Below are 14,181 nucleotides of genomic sequence, written 5' to 3'. Positions count from 1 at the left end.
TCCGTGGTTCGCCGCACGGGCGGATCCGGATTGTCCTGCCCCAACGAGCCGGTGTGTGCCGATGTCACGCCCGCAGCGCGATGACGGCCCTACAGTGAGCTCCGTGCCCGGTCAGGTCGATCCGACGCCCAGTCCGAGCAACGGGCGCGCCGCCGATGTCGTCGACATCTTCGTCTACGTCGTCGTGCTCAACCTCTTCGTCGAGTACTTCCCGGCCGTCATCAGTGAGACCTTCACGCTGTCGCTGCTCACTGCGGTCCTGCTCAAGGGCGTCCTCGAGGTCGTCGTCGCGGTGAAGAAGCGCGCGAGGTGGCGGTTCACCTCGGCGCGCAGCGCCGCGGGAAAGGTCGGCGCGGGCCTGCTGCTCTGGGGCGTCCTCGTCGGCAGCAAGTTCTTCGTGCTCAAGACCATCGACCTCGTCTTCGGCGACAGCGTCAGCCTCGGCGGGTTCGTGTCGGTGACGCTGCTCATCCTCGCGCTCCTGGTCAGCCGCCTCGTCGTGCGCCGCCTGCTCGCGCCGGCGCGACGGGTTCCGGGGCCTGCCGGCTGAGGCCTCGACGCGGGCCCGCGAGGCTGCGACAGTGGGCTCATGTCCCTCGAGACGTGGTGGTCCGCGGTGAGGCCCGAGACCCGCGACTGGCTCGTCGCCCACAACGGCGAACCGCTACCGGTGGACGTCGTCGACGACATCACACGAGTCAGCGGTCCCGTAGACCACGACGCCTGGTGGGTCGCCCGCCGCGGTCCCGACGGGCTCGAACTCTCGGACGCGGCCGTCGACTGGGTCGAGGCCGTGGCCAACAGCGAGGGCGCCCAGGAACCCTGAGCGCCGACGAAGCTCCACGACCCGGGCGGCGACGAGGCGGTCGAGCCGCGGTGGTCAGCGCAGCAGGCTCGAGGTGCCGAGGTCGATGACGTCGCTCGTGACTCGGTCGAGCTTGCCGCCGGTGGCCTCGACCTGCCTGCGCAACAGCTCGTGCGCCTCGTCGCTGGTCAGGCCACGCTGCAGCATCACGAGGTCCACCGCCACGGCAAGGTCGATGCCGCCCTGCGGGCTCAAGCCTCTCGGGGCGGCGATGGCCGGGTCCGGGGTCTCTTGCGAGTGGCCCCGGCGTTCTCCGGGCACTGACGACGTGCACACGCCGGCCCCATACCCCGCGACCGTCCGGTTCCATCACCGCGTGACCACCCGGTCGTCAGCGCCTGGGTGTGCGTGCACGACCGAGGTCGACGGTGCTCGAGAGGCCTGCCGAGCCAGGCGTCGGGCGTGACGGCGGCCCGCGACGCCGGCGCCTCCTTGCGTGACAGCCCCCGGCGTTCGCCGACCTCCTCGGGGATCATCGGGAGAGAGGCGCCCTCACCTCGAATCGGCGTTGGTCGCGGTCCTGATCGTGGAGCGGCTCAGGCTCCAGCCTCTACCGGATCGGGCTTCAGGAGGTGCACGAGGCAGGCGCCGTCGCGAGCGAAGGGGACCAGGCCCACCTCGGTGTCCGTCGCCCCGGACCGGTCGAGCGCCGCGCGCAGCATTTCCTCGTGCATCGTGCAGACGATGCCCGGGTGCGCCCGCGCCGACGCGAGCACCGGACACGTGCGCAGCGCGATGTCGCCGTCCGGCTCCACCTGCGGCGAGAACCCGGCTGTCGTCAGCATGCCGACGACCGCGTCGACGGGAGGCGCCGGGCGCGTGCCCGCTGACGGCTCGCTCAGCTGGCTGGCCCAACGGCGCCCGATGGCCCGGGCATGCGCCTCGGGGTCGCTGGTGTCGGCGAGGTGCTCGGCCATGGCCGTGACGAGCTCGTCGGTCGAGACGGGCCGTGACACGCGCAGCGCCTCGAGGACGAGCCGCCCGCGCTCGGTCAGGTGGTGGCCGAGCGCGGGCCGCCCCCGCGTGCCGGCCTCGATGGCCGTCCGCGCGACGAGACCGTCGTCGACGAGGCGGGCGAGGTGGGCGCGCGCGGTGTTGGGGTGACCGCCGAGGACCTCGACGAGAGCGCCGATCGTGGCGGCCCGCTCCGGGCCGTGGCCGGCCAGGGCCTCGAGCACCCGCTCGCGCGCCGGCGGCACCTCGGGCAGGGGTTCGGGGCCGCGCTCTCGCTCGCGCTCCAGGGCCTGCTCCAGGGGTCGGGTTGGCGCGACGCGACCGCGTGGGCTATTTTCCACAAGGGCAGTGTAATAAATACTCGTCCCCACCGCACCCCAAGGAGCCAGCGTGAGCATCCACGATTCCCTTCCCGTCTCCGACATCACCTCGGCCGGCTGCGCCTGCGGGTGCTCCGACGAGGGTGAGCCGGAGCTCGACGTGCGCGCCATCCCGCACGCGATCCGCCACGCCACCGTCTTCGGCGCCCTGGGAGCCGTGCCGGTCGGTGGGTCGCTGCGCCTCGTCGCGCCCCACGACCCGAAGCCGCTGCTCGCCCAGATCGAGGATCGTGAGGGCGGCGCCATCGAGGTCGACTACCTCGTGCGCGGCGCCGAGGCCTGGACCCTGCGCCTCACCCGTCAGGCCTGACCAACAGCCGTCGACGCCCCCTGACAGACGCCCCTGACAGCCGCCGCGATGAGCACTCGCCAGCTCGAGCGCCCCTCTGCCGCAGCCCTGCCGGGCCGCGGGGTGTGGCCGCTACGCGACCACCCGACGACGCTGTGGCTGACCGCGGCCCTCGTCGTGACGGCGCTCGGTCGAGGGATCCCGGGTGCCGACTGGCTCGTCGTGCACCTCGTGCTCCTCGGCGCGGTCACCCACGCGGTGATGGTCTGGAGCACCCACTTCGCGCAGGCCCTCCTCAAGACACCGCCGACGCTCGACGGGCGCCGGCAGCAGGGCCGTCGCCTCGCGCTCCTGCTCGTCGGATCCACCCTCGTCTTCGTCGGGGTGCCGGCCGGGTGCGGGCCTGTGACCGTCGCCGGTGCCACGTGCGCGGCCGCCGCCGTCACGTGGCACGGTGTCCAGCTGTGGCGCCGCCTCCGCGCAGCCCTCCCGGGGCGCTTCCGGATCACCATCCGCTACTACCTCGCCGCAGCGACGGCCATGCCGGTGGGCGCGTTCTTCGGGGTCCTCCTCGCGCAGCAGCCGGCCGACCCGTGGCACGCCCGCCTCCTCGTGGCCCACTCGATGACGATGGCGCTCGGCTGGCTCGGTCTCACCGTGACCGGCACCCTCGTGACCTTCTGGCCGACGCTCCTGCGCGCCCGCATGGACGACCGCGCCGAAGGCCTTGCGCGAGAGGCACTTCCGGTGCTGATCGTCGGCGTCACCGTCGCCGTGGGTGGTGCCCTCGCAGGCTGGCACCCGCTCACCTCGCTCGGCCTGATGACGTATGCCGCCGGCCTCCTCTGGTGGGCACGCGCGCTCGTCACCCCCGCCCGTCGCAGCGTGCCGCGACGCTTCGCCACCGTGTCCGCCGCGTGCGCACTCACGTGGTTCGTCGCCGCCGTCGTGGCCGTCGCCGTGCTCGTGCTCGTGACTCCGGACTGGACCGAGGTGGGCGCCCACTACGACCTCGTCGCAGCCGCGCTCGCCCTCGGGTTCGCGCTGCAGCTCGTGCTCGCGGCGCTCAGCCATCTCGTGCCGAGCGTCCTCGGTGGAGGCCCGGCCGTCCTGCGCGCCGGACTCGACTGGTTCGAGCGCGGCGCGCCGTTCCGGGTCGTCGTGCTCAACCTCGGCCTCGCGCTGTGGCTGCTCCCGCTCCCCAGCCCCACCCGGATGGCCCTGGGTGGGCTGGTCGCCCTGGCCGTGGCGAGCTTCCTGCCCCTCACCGGGCTCTCGGTGCGCGAGTCGATCCGGGGGCGCCGGGCCGCACAGTCGGTAGCCGGGGCGACGGTACCGGCGGCGGCGGCGGTACCGGCAGCAGCCGGCGATCTCGGCGAGGCGGACCCGCCCGCAGCAGAGGGTGCGCGAACCGCGCAGATCCCCGCTGCCACCGGACCCGCCATTCCCGCATTCACCTCTCGCGTCCCGGCCAACGGGCGGGCCTTCTGGACCTCCGGACAGCTTGCCGCCGCCGTGTCCGTCATCGCCCTCGTCGTCGCTGCGAGCCTTGCCCTGCCGTCTGCGGCGGCGGGGGGAGGTCGCGCCGAGGTCACCCCGACGGGGCACACGACGACCGTCGACGTCGCCGCACGGGACATGCGCTTCACGCCTGCCTCGATCACGGTGCCGTTCGGTGACCGTCTCGTCATCCGCCTGACCAACCGCGACGAGACGACGACCCACGACCTCGTCCTCGACACGGGTGGCCGCACCGCTCGCATGGCGCCGGGAGCAACCGGCGAGCTCGATGCAGGCGTGGTCGCCGGTCCGGTGGAGGGCTGGTGCTCCGTCGTCGGCCACCGCCAGATGGGCATGGTCCTGCACGTGCTGGTCGTCGGCGGCGACGCCGCTGGCACCGCCGCTCCGGGCGGCCGGGCGGGCTCCGTGGCGGGCAGCGTGCCGTCGGCGGGTCACGGCGGGTCGTCCATGACGATGCCCGACGCCCCTGTGCACTCCGGCCAGGGTGCGCTCGGAGCCGGCTTCACGGCATACGACCCCGTGCTGCCGCCGCTCATGGCCGAGCGGGTCCACCGGGTGACGCTCACCGTCGAGGAGCTCGAGCAGCAGGTGGCGCCAGGGGTGTGGCAGCGGCGGTGGACCTACAACGGCACCTCGCCCGGGCCGACCCTGCACGGGCGCGTCGGCGACGTCTTCGAGGTGACCCTCGTCAACCACGGCACGATGGGCCACTCCATCGACTTCCACGCCGGCTCACGGGCGCCGGACGAGGTGATGCGGACGGTGCCGCCTGGTGCCAGCCTCACCTACCGCTTCACCGCGACCCGGGCCGGCATCTGGATGTACCACTGTGGGACGATGCCGATGTCGGCGCACATCGCGGCGGGACTCTTCGGGGCCGTCGTCATCGAGCCGCCCGACCTGCCCGCCGTCGACCGCAGCTTCCTGCTCGTGCAGTCGGAGCTCTATCTGGGCGCGAGCACGGCCCACGGCTCAGCCGTCGAGGCCGACGCGACGAAGACGCAGGCGGACACCCCGGACGGCGTCGTCTTCAACGGCACCGCGTTCCAGTACGACACGACGCACCTCCGGGCGCGCGTCGGGGAGCGCGTGCGCTTCTGGGTGCTCGACGCCGGGCCCAACCGGGGGAGCAGCTTCCACGTCGTCGGGGCGCAGTTCGACGTCGTCTGGGCCGAGGGCGCGTGGCTGCTGCGGCGGGACGGGTCGAGCGGGGGCAGCCAGACCCTCTCGCTCGGCGCGGCCCAGGGCGGCTTCGTCGAGACGTCCTTCCCGGAAGCCGGCCACTACCCCTTCGTCAGCCACGTCATGGCCGACGCGGAGCGCGGAGCGCACGGGATCGTACAGGTGCAGCCATGAGCGCTGCGACGACCACGCCCTTGTCCACCACCACCACCGACGACGGGAACCGATGATGTGCAGCTACTGCGGATGTGCCGACTTCGAGGTGGTCGGACGGTTCATGGCCGAGCACGAGCACATCATCAACCACCTCAGCGCCCTGCGGAGCTCGCTCGACGACGAGCCCCGGCGGCGCGCAGCGGCGCACGAGCTCGAGGCCCACCTGACGCCGCACGTCGTGGCCGAGGAGGCGGGGCTGTTCACGATCATGGCTCGCGACGAAGTCTTCACCGACCACATCGCGCGGCTCTGCGGCGAGCACCACGAGCTCGACGAGCTGCTCGCGGCCGTGGCGGGTGGTGACGTCGCCCTCTTCCCCCGCTTCGAGGACGCCCTGCGCGACCACATCGACCGCGAGGACAACGGTCTCTTCCCCGCAGCGGCCATCCACCTCGGCGGCCCCGAGTGGGACGAGGTCTTGGCCCTCACCCCGACAGCAGCAGGAGCGCACCGATGACGACGAACCCAACCACGACGACACCAGATACAAACTCGCCGACTACACGGGGTCGTAGGTCTGGTCACACGGGTCACACCCGTGACAGGGTGCAGGACATGGCAACCCTCGAGGTGACCTGGCCGCGCAAAGAAGCGCGGAAGGGGGTGCGTCATGGCTGAACGGTCAACGACCGCAGGTCCTGCTGGCCTCGACGGCGCGGCGTCGGCGGCGCTGCTCCGGGCCGGCCGGTTCTTCACGCGGTGGGAGGAGTCCGACGACGGCCGTGCCGTCTTCCGTGAGGGCGGGCGGGCCGGCGACGTCTTCTACCGCGACCGGTGGAGCCACGACAAGGTGGTCCGCTCGACCCATGGCGTCAACTGCACCGGCTCCTGCTCGTGGAAGGTCTACGTCAAGGACGGGATCATCACGTGGGAGACGCAGCAGACCGACTACCCGTCCGTCGGCCCCGACCGCCCGGAGTACGAGCCCCGCGGCTGTCCGCGCGGAGCCGCCTTCTCCTGGTACACCTACTCCCCCACTCGCGTGCGCTATCCCTATGTCCGCGGTGTCCTCCTCGAGATGTACCGCGAGGCCAAGGCCCGCCTCGGGGACCCGGTCGCCGCCTGGCACGAGATCACGACCGACCCCGAGAAGCGCCGCCGCTACCAGAGCGCTCGCGGCAAGGGCGGCCTCGTGCGTGCGTCGTGGGGCGAGGCCGTCGAGATCGCCGCCGCCGCGCACGTCCACACGATCAAGGAGTACGGCCCCGACCGCGTCGCCGGCTTCTCGCCGATCCCCGCGATGTCGATGGTGTCGCACTGCGTCGGCACCCGCTTCATCCAGCTCATCGGCGGCGTCATGACGAGCTTCTACGACTGGTACGCCGACCTGCCCGTCGCGAGCCCGCAGGTCTTCGGCGACCAGACCGACGTGCCCGAGTCGGGCGACTGGTGGGACGCGACGTACCTCATGATGTGGGGCTCCAACGTCCCGGTGACCCGGACGCCCGACGCGCACTGGATGGCCGAGGTCCGCTACCGCGGCACGAAGGTCGTCACCGTCAGCCCCGACTACGCCGACAACACGAAGTTCGCCGACGAGTGGATGCCCGCCCAGGCCGGCACCGACGCCGCGCTCGCGATGGCGATGGGTCACGTGCTCCTGAAGGAGTTCTTCGTCGACCGCGAGGTCTCCTTCTTCACCGACTACGTGCGCACCTACAGCGACATCCCCTTCCTCATCCGTCTCGAGGCCCCCGAGGAGGCGTATGCCGCCGCGTCGGGTGCCGGTGCCACCGCTCCCCTCGTGCCCGGCAAGTTCCTCACCGCCGCCGACCTCGCCGCCGAAGGGAGCACGGCCCCGGACGAGGACGCCTGGAAGACCGTGCTGCTCGACGACGTGACCGGCGAACCGGTCGTGCCGAACGGCTCGATGGGCTTCCGCTACGCGGACTCCGGCAAGGGGCGCTGGAACCTCGACCTCGACGGGGTCAGCCCAGCGCTCACGATGGCAGGCGACGCCGCCGAGGCCGTCGAGGTGCTGCTGCCGGCCTTCGTCGAGCCCGACGGCACCGGCTCGGTCCTGCGCCGAGGGGTGCCTGCTCGCCGCGTCGCGGGTCACCTCGTGACGACCGTCTACGACCTCATGCTCGCGCAGTACGGCGTCGAGCGAGAAGGGCTGCCGGGCAGCTGGCCGACGGGCTACGACGACGTGACCGCGCCCTACACGCCGGCGTGGCAGGCCGAGATCACCGGCGTGCCGGCCGAGCAGTGCATCCGCATCGCGCGCGAGTTCGCGACGAACTCCGAGCAGTCACAAGGGCGCTCGATGATCATCATGGGTGCGGGCATCTGCCAGTGGTTCCACGGCGACGCGACCTACCGCGCGATCCTCTCGCTGCTCGTCCTCACCGGCTGCATGGGTCGCAACGGTGGCGGCTGGGCGCACTACGTCGGCCAGGAGAAGTGCCGACCGATCACCGGCTGGATCTCCCTCGCCAACGCCCTCGACTGGGGCCGGCCGCCGCGCACCATGACGGGCACGTCGTACTGGTACATGCACACCGACCAGTGGCGCAACGACGGCTACTCCGCGGACTCGCTCAACTCGCCCCTCGCCAGAGGGCATCTGGCCGGCAAGCACACCGCCGACACCATCGCGCAGTCCGCCCGGATGGGGTGGATGCCGTTCTACCCGCAGTTCGGCGCCAACCCGCTCCAGGTGGCGGAGGACGCCCAGGCCGCCGTCGACGCGGGCACCGCCGCCAGCCCGGCGGCATACGTGGCCGGTGCTCTCCACGACGGCACGCTGACCTCGGCCATCGAGGACGTCGACGCCCCCGAGAACTGGCCGCGCACCCTCGTGCTGTGGCGGAGCAACCTCATGGGCTCCTCGGCCAAGGGCAACGAGTACTTCCTGCGCAACCTGCTGGGCACGCACCACAACGTCCTCGGCAGCGAGAACCCTCTGGCACCAAGGCCTTCCGAGGTGAAGTGGCACGACGAGGCGCCGGAGGGCAAGCTCGACCTGCTGCTCTCGGCCGACTTCCGCATGACGTCGACGACCCTGCTGTCGGACATCGTGCTGCCCGCCGCGACGTGGTACGAGAAGCACGACCTCAGCTCGACCGACATGCACCCGTTCGTGCACGCCTTCACCCCGGCCATCGACCCGCCCTGGGAGGCCAAGAGCGACTTCGAGCTCTTCCACCTCCTCGCCGAGAAGCTCTCGGACCTCGCGCGCACCCACCTCGGCGTGCGCAAGGACCTCGTCAGCGTGCCGCTCATGCACGACACCCCCGGCGAGACGGCGCAGCCCGGCGGGCGGGCCGTCGACTGGCGGGCCACGGGACAGCCGGGTGTGCCGGGCAAGACGATGCCGGTCTTCCAGCTCGTCGAGCGCGACTACACCGCGATCAGCGAGAAGCTCGCCACCGTGGGGCCGCTCGCCGACAGCCTCGGCTTCACCGTCAAGAACGTCACCTACCGGGTCGAGGAGGAGGTGGCCCGCCTTGCCGCCACGAACGGCGTCATGCTCGGCGGCGCCGGTGACGGCCGTCCCGCGATCGACACCGACGCGAAGATGGCCGAGGCCATCCTCACCTTCTCGGGCACGACGAACGGCCACCTCGCCGTGCAGGGCTTCCGCACCCTCGAGGAGCGGGTCGGCAAGAAGCTCGCCGACCTCGCCGAGGGGTCCGAGGAGAAGCACGTCACCTTCGCCGACACGCAGAGCGCACCGGTCGCCGTCATCACCTCGCCCGAGTGGTCGGGCTCCGAGACCGGCGGGCGACGCTACGCGCCCTTCACCGTCAACATCGAGCGTCTCAAGCCCTTCCACACCCTCACCGGTCGGATGCACTTCTACCTCGACCACGACTGGATGCAGGATCTCGGCGAGGCGCTGCCCATCTACCGGCCGCCCCTCGACATGCACCGCCTCTTCGGCGAGCCGAAGCTCGGCCCCGACGGCGCGAAGCAGGTGACCGTCCGCTACCTGACGCCGCACTCCAAGTGGTCGATCCACTCGGAGTACCAGGACAACCTGCTCATGCTCTCGCTGTCGCGCGGCGGCCCGACGGTGTGGATGAGCCCGCAGGACGCCGGCTCGATCGACGTCAGGGACAACGACTGGGTCGAGTGCCTCAACACCAACGGCGTGCTCGTCGGCCGGGCGATCGTCAGCCCCCGTATGCCGGAAGGCGTCGTCTACGTGCACCACGCCCAGGAGCGCACCATCGACGTGCCGAAGTCGGAGGCGACCGGTCGCCGCGGCGGCATCCACAACTCGGTGACGCGGCTGCTCGTCAAGCCGACCCACCTCATCGGCGGCTACGCCCAGCTGTCCTACACGTTCAACTACTTCGGGCCGACGGGCAACCAACGCGACATGGTCTCGACGGTGCGCAAGCGCTCGCAGGAGGTGACGTACTGATGCGTGTCATGGCCCAGATGGGCATGGTGATGAACCTCGACAAGTGCATCGGGTGCCACACGTGCTCGGTCACGTGCAAGCAGGCGTGGACCAACCGCGCGGGCACGGAGTACGTCTGGTTCAACAACGTGGAGACGCGCCCGGGACAAGGGTATCCGCGCCGCTACGAGGACCAGGAGACGTGGAAGGGCGGCTGGACGCTCACCCACCGCGGCAACCTCAAGCTCAAGGGCGGCGGTCGGGTGCAGAAGCTCCTGGGCATCTTCGCGAGCCCCGTGCAGCCCAAGCTCGCCGACTACTACGAGCCGTGGACCTACGACTACCAGACCCTCATCGAGGCACCGCTCGGCGACGACTTCCCCGTCGCCCGGCCGAAGTCGCTCATCACCGGCGAGAACACGAAGATCACGTGGTCGGCCAACTGGGACGACAACCTCGGCGGCGCGAGCGAGATGGGCCACCTCGACCCCATCGTCGCCAAGCTCAACGCCTCGGTGCGGCGCGAGTCCGAGGAGAAGGTCCGCCTCGATCTCGAGAAGACCTTCATGTTCTACCTCCCCCGGATCTGCGAGCACTGCCTCAACCCCTCGTGCATGGCGTCGTGCCCGTCCGGCGCGATCTACAAGCGCGAGGAGGACGGCATCGTCCTCGTCGACCAGGACCGGTGCCGCGGCTGGCGGCAGTGCATCACCGGCTGCCCGTACAAGAAGATCTACTTCAACCACAAGAGCGGCAAGGCCGAGAAGTGCACCTTCTGCTACCCCCGCGTCGAGGTGGGCCTGCCGACCGTGTGCTCCGAGACGTGCGTCGGACGGCTGCGCTACCTCGGGCTCTTCCTCTACGACGCCGACCGGGTCACGGCCGCGGCCGCGACCCCGGACGAGGGCGACCTCTACGAGGCCCAGCTCGACCTCATGCTCGACCCGAGCGACCCCGAGGTCATCGCGGCGGCCCGGCGCGACGGCATACCGGACGACTGGATGGACGCGGCGCGCCGGTCTCCCGTCTACGCGCTCGCCAAGACCTACCGGGTGGCCTTGCCGCTGCACCCGGAGTACCGCACGATGCCGATGGTCTGGTACGTCCCGCCACTGTCGCCGATCGTCGACGTCCTGTCGTCGCAGGGGCACGACGCCGAGGACCGCACCGTGCTCTTCGGGGCCATCGAGGCGCTGCGCATCCCCGTCGACTACCTCGCCGAGCTCTTCACCGCGGGCCGCACCGACATCATCACGGGCGTGCTGCAGAAGCTCGCCGCGATGCGCGCGTACATGCGCGACGTGTCGCTGGGCCGCGACGGTGACCCCGCGATCCCGGAGGCCGTCGGCATGAGCGAGGAGACGCTCTACGAGATGTACCGCCTCATGGCGATCGCGAAGTACGCCGACCGCTACGTCATCCCGACCGCCCACGTCGAGCGCGCCCACGAGCTCGAGGAGATCGGCTGCTCGCTCGACTTCGACGAGGGTCCGGGGATGTACGAGTCCGGACCTTTTGGCGAGGCGAGCGGCCGGCCCGCGCCGGTGGCCGTCGAGACCTTCAACGCGCTCAAGCAGCGGCAGACGTCCGACACGGCCATGACGACGACCGAGTCCGGCTCCCTGACCGGTCGGGTCAACCTGCTCAACTGGGACGGCAACGGCGCTCCCCCGGGACTCTTCCCGGGCCGCTCGGACGGGGACGCACCGTGATCGGGCTGCGCCGGCGGGCGACACCCCGGGACCACCGCGTCGTGCACCTCGTGGCCGGTCGCTGCCTCGACTACCCCTCGGCCGAGCTCGTCACCACCCTCCCCTCGATGCGCGATGCCCTTGCGGAGCAAGGCGACTCGGCCGCCGCCACCCGACTGACGAGTCTCGTCGCCCACCTCGGCGGAGCCGACCTGCCGGACCTCCAGCAGGCCTATGTCGACACCTTCGACCTCAGCCGCAAGCACGCGCTCTACCTGTCGTACTGGACCGATGGCGACACCCGCCGTCGCGGGGAGGTGCTGGGACGGTTCAAGACGGCATACCGCAGCAGTGGTGCGGTCGTCGACACGCACGGGGAGCTCCCCGACTACCTCCCGATGGTGCTCGAGTTCGCGGCGCGCGTCGATCCGGAGGCGGGTGTCTCGCTCCTCCAGGAGTACCGCGCAAGTCTCGAGCTGCTGCGGATCGCCTTGCAGGAGAGGAAGAGCCCGTATGCCGCCGCAGTCGTCGCCGTGTGCGCGACCCTTCCCGGTGAGTCGCCTCCCGACCGCGCGGCGGTCATGGAGATGGTCGGCCTGAGCGGGCCGCACCCGACCGAGTCGGTCGGGCTCGAGCCCTACGACCCGAGACTCCTTCCCCTGCAGACGGTCTCGTCCGGCGCACCGACGGGGGCCCGCTCGTGAGCACCTTCCTCTGGGGCGTCCTGCCCTACCTCTGCATCGCGAGCCTGGTCGGGGGCACGGTCTGGCGCTACCGCTACGACAAGTTCGGGTGGACGACCCGCTCGTCCCAGCTCTACGAGTCGCGCCTGCTGCGCATCGGGTCCCCGCTCTTCCACTTCGGCATCCTGCTCGTCTTCGTCGGCCACGTCGGCGGGCTCGTCATCCCCGAGTCGTGGACCGAGGCCGTCGGCGTCAGCGAGGGCCTCTACCACTTCAACGCGCTGCTCTTCGGCGGCCTCGCCGGGGTCTGCACCCTCGCCGGCATCCTCATCCTCGTCTACCGGCGCCGCACGACCGGGCCCGTCTTCATGGCGACGACGAAGAACGACAAGCTGATGTACGTCCTGCTCGTCGCGGCCATCGTCCTCGGCCTCTGGACGACGCTCGTCAGCGTCGGGGCGGGCAGCGAGGCGCACAACTACCGCGAGACGGTGTCCCCGTGGTTCCGGTCGGTGCTGCTGCTGAGCCCCGACGTCGCGTCGATGGCGGCAGCACCGGTGCAGTTCCACGTCCACGCGATCGTCGGGATGCTGCTCTTCGCGCTGTGGCCCTTCACCCGGCTCGTCCACGCCTTCACGGCCCCCCTGCACTACCTCTTCCGGCCCTACATCGTCTACCGGTCCCGCGACGGCCGGACCTCCGGCAACCGCTCGAGCCGTCCGGGCTGGAGCGGCGTCGGCACCTCCGACCGCGACCGCAGACACTGACCCGACCGACCTTGCCTCGAGGAGAGCCATGAGTACGAGCGCACCGAGCGCATCGACGCCGTCCACGCCGCACGTCGAGCTGAGCGGCCAGGGCCGGAACCTCGCCCTCGCGACGTTCGCCTTCGCCGTGACCTTCTGGGCGTGGAACCTCATCGGGCCGCTGGGGGTGAGGTACACCGAGCAGATGCACCTGAGCAGCAGCCAGAAGGCGCTGCTCGTCGCGACGCCGGTGCTCGTCGGCTCGCTCGGCCGCATCCCGGTCGGTGCGCTCACCGACCGTTACGGCGGCCGCGTCATGTTCCCGGTGCTGACGCTGCTCACCGTGCCCTTCGTGCTCCTCGTCGCACTGGCCGGCAACCTCGCGTCCTTCCCGCTGATGCTGCTCTTCGGCTTCTTCCTCGGCATCGGTGGCACGACGTTCGCGGTCGGCGTGCCCTTCGTCAACGCGTGGTACCGCGCCGACCGGCGCGGCTTCGCCACCGGCGTCTTCGGCGCCGGCATGGGCGGCACGGCCCTGTCGTCGGCCCTGACGCCACGGATGGTGACGTGGTTCGGCTACACGCTGACGCACGTCATCATCGCCGTCCTGCTCGTCGGGACGGCCGCGCTCTGTTGGTCCGCCATGCGCAACTCACCGGTCTGGAAGCCCAACACCGACCCGGTCGTGCCCAAGCTCGCGGCGGCGCTGAAGCTGCCCGTCACGTGGCAGATGTCGTTCCTCTACGCCGTGGCGTTCGGCGGCTTCGTCGCGTTCTCGACCTACCTGCCGACCTTCCTCAAGGACGTCTACTCCTTCGACCTCACGGCAGCGGGCACGCGCACGGCCGGCTTCGCGATCGCGGCGGTCGTCGCTCGACCCATCGGTGGTGTGCTGTCCGACCGCATCGGCCCGCGCGCGGTCGTCGCCATCTCGCTGGCCGGCACGACCGTCCTCGCGATCATCCTGGCCTTCCGGCCGCCGCTCGAGCTGCCGGCCGGCATCTCGTTCGTCGCCATCGCCTTCTTCCTCGGCCTCGGCACCGGCGGCGTCTTCGCCTGGGTCGCCCGCCTCGCGCCGCCGGAGCGGGTCGGCAGCGTGACCGGGCTCGTCGGCGCGGCAGGAGGGCTCGGCGGCTACTTCCCGCCCCTCGTCCTCGGCGCCACCTACGACAAGGTCTTCCCCCAGTACGGCTTCGGGCTCGCCCTGCTGGCTCTCGTCGCAGCCTGCGCCCTCGTCTTCTCGCAGGTCGGGATCCGTTCGTCCGACGACCGTCGGCGCACGGCCTGACGGCTGCGTATGCCG

General features: G+C 71.2%; 12 protein-coding genes. 10 read left to right on the top strand and 2 right to left on the bottom strand.

The window, feature by feature from the left end; translation table 11 throughout:
* Positions 1–103 precede the first annotated feature (103 nt).
* Together ACSQ2D_RS09360 and ACSQ2D_RS09355 are read left to right on the top strand one after the other, a co-directional pair.
* Positions 104–550, top strand: coding sequence for a hypothetical protein (locus ACSQ2D_RS09360; protein WP_435985681.1), 447 nt, complete (start codon positions 104–106; stop codon positions 548–550).
* A gap of 39 nt (positions 551–589) precedes the next feature.
* A complete protein-coding gene (locus tag ACSQ2D_RS09355) occupies positions 590–826 on the top strand; it encodes a hypothetical protein (RefSeq protein ID WP_435985680.1) in 237 nt (78 codons plus the stop codon).
* Positions 827–880: 54 nt separating this feature from the next.
* Here ACSQ2D_RS09355 and ACSQ2D_RS09350 read toward each other — a convergent pair whose 3' ends face one another.
* On the bottom strand, positions 881–1,060 hold the full coding sequence (locus ACSQ2D_RS09350) for a hypothetical protein (RefSeq protein ID WP_435985679.1): 180 nt from the start codon (positions 1,058–1,060) through the stop codon (positions 881–883).
* Between the two features lie 341 nt (positions 1,061–1,401).
* Complete coding sequence (locus ACSQ2D_RS09345) at positions 1,402–2,160, bottom strand: helix-turn-helix transcriptional regulator (RefSeq protein ID WP_435985678.1); 759 nt, start codon at positions 2,158–2,160, stop codon at positions 1,402–1,404.
* A gap of 49 nt (positions 2,161–2,209) precedes the next feature.
* Between ACSQ2D_RS09345 and ACSQ2D_RS09340 the strand changes: the two genes are divergently transcribed.
* The 8 genes from ACSQ2D_RS09340 to ACSQ2D_RS09305 all read left to right on the top strand — a co-directional run bounded on the left by ACSQ2D_RS09340 (position 2,210) and on the right by ACSQ2D_RS09305 (position 14,166).
* Entirely contained in the window at positions 2,210–2,509 is a 300-nt protein-coding gene (locus tag ACSQ2D_RS09340) for a DUF2249 domain-containing protein (RefSeq protein ID WP_435985677.1), read from the top strand.
* 48 nt (positions 2,510–2,557) lie between these two features.
* Positions 2,558–5,365, top strand: a complete 2,808-nt coding sequence (locus tag ACSQ2D_RS09335) for a multicopper oxidase domain-containing protein (RefSeq protein ID WP_435985676.1) — start codon at positions 2,558–2,560, stop codon at positions 5,363–5,365.
* Between the two features lie 103 nt (positions 5,366–5,468).
* Positions 5,469–5,864: a hemerythrin domain-containing protein gene (locus ACSQ2D_RS09330; RefSeq protein WP_435985675.1), complete on the top strand. Its 396-nt coding sequence runs from the start codon at positions 5,469–5,471 to the stop codon at positions 5,862–5,864.
* A 153-nt stretch (positions 5,865–6,017) separates the two neighbouring features.
* Positions 6,018–9,779: a nitrate reductase subunit alpha gene (locus ACSQ2D_RS09325; RefSeq protein WP_435985674.1), complete on the top strand. Its 3,762-nt coding sequence runs from the start codon at positions 6,018–6,020 to the stop codon at positions 9,777–9,779.
* Positions 9,779–11,470 carry a nitrate reductase subunit beta gene (narH, locus tag ACSQ2D_RS09320; protein WP_435985673.1) on the top strand — a complete coding sequence of 564 codons (1,692 nt, stop codon included), beginning with the start codon at positions 9,779–9,781 and terminating at the stop codon, positions 11,468–11,470. The genes ACSQ2D_RS09325 and narH overlap by 1 nt, the downstream gene beginning before the upstream one ends.
* The gene (narJ, locus tag ACSQ2D_RS09315) at positions 11,467–12,153 is read left to right on the top strand and encodes a nitrate reductase molybdenum cofactor assembly chaperone (protein ID WP_435985672.1); all 687 of its coding nucleotides are present in this window, start codon (positions 11,467–11,469) and stop codon (positions 12,151–12,153) included. The genes narH and narJ overlap by 4 nt, the downstream gene beginning before the upstream one ends.
* Positions 12,150–12,899 carry a respiratory nitrate reductase subunit gamma gene (narI, locus tag ACSQ2D_RS09310; protein WP_435985671.1) on the top strand — a complete coding sequence of 250 codons (750 nt, stop codon included), beginning with the start codon at positions 12,150–12,152 and terminating at the stop codon, positions 12,897–12,899. Before narJ ends, narI begins: the two co-directional genes overlap by 4 nt.
* Before the next feature lie 28 nt (positions 12,900–12,927).
* Entirely contained in the window at positions 12,928–14,166 is a 1,239-nt protein-coding gene (locus tag ACSQ2D_RS09305; protein ID WP_435985670.1) for an MFS transporter, read from the top strand.
* Positions 14,167–14,181 lie beyond the last annotated feature (15 nt).

This window comes from Terrabacter sp. LjRoot27, from assembly GCF_964254175.1.
Taxonomy (GTDB): Bacteria; Actinomycetota; Actinomycetes; order Actinomycetales; family Dermatophilaceae; genus Terrabacter.
Note: the sequence above shows the minus strand (reverse complement) of the source record. Positions and strands in the feature narration are given on the sequence as shown.

Excerpts from the sequence above, each read along its gene's own strand:
- ACSQ2D_RS09355 (WP_435985680.1), top strand. The coding sequence starts at position 590 with ATGTCCCTCGAGACGTGGTGGTCCGCGGTGAGGCCCGAGACCCGCGAC.
- ACSQ2D_RS09335 (WP_435985676.1), top strand. The coding sequence starts at position 2,558 with ATGAGCACTCGCCAGCTCGAGCGCCCCTCTGCCGCAGCCCTGCCGGGC.
- ACSQ2D_RS09330 (WP_435985675.1), top strand. The coding sequence starts at position 5,469 with ATGGCCGAGCACGAGCACATCATCAACCACCTCAGCGCCCTGCGGAGC.
- ACSQ2D_RS09325 (WP_435985674.1), top strand. The coding sequence starts at position 6,018 with ATGGCTGAACGGTCAACGACCGCAGGTCCTGCTGGCCTCGACGGCGCG.
- narH (WP_435985673.1), top strand. The coding sequence starts at position 9,779 with ATGCGTGTCATGGCCCAGATGGGCATGGTGATGAACCTCGACAAGTGC.
- ACSQ2D_RS09305 (WP_435985670.1), top strand. The coding sequence starts at position 12,928 with ATGAGTACGAGCGCACCGAGCGCATCGACGCCGTCCACGCCGCACGTC.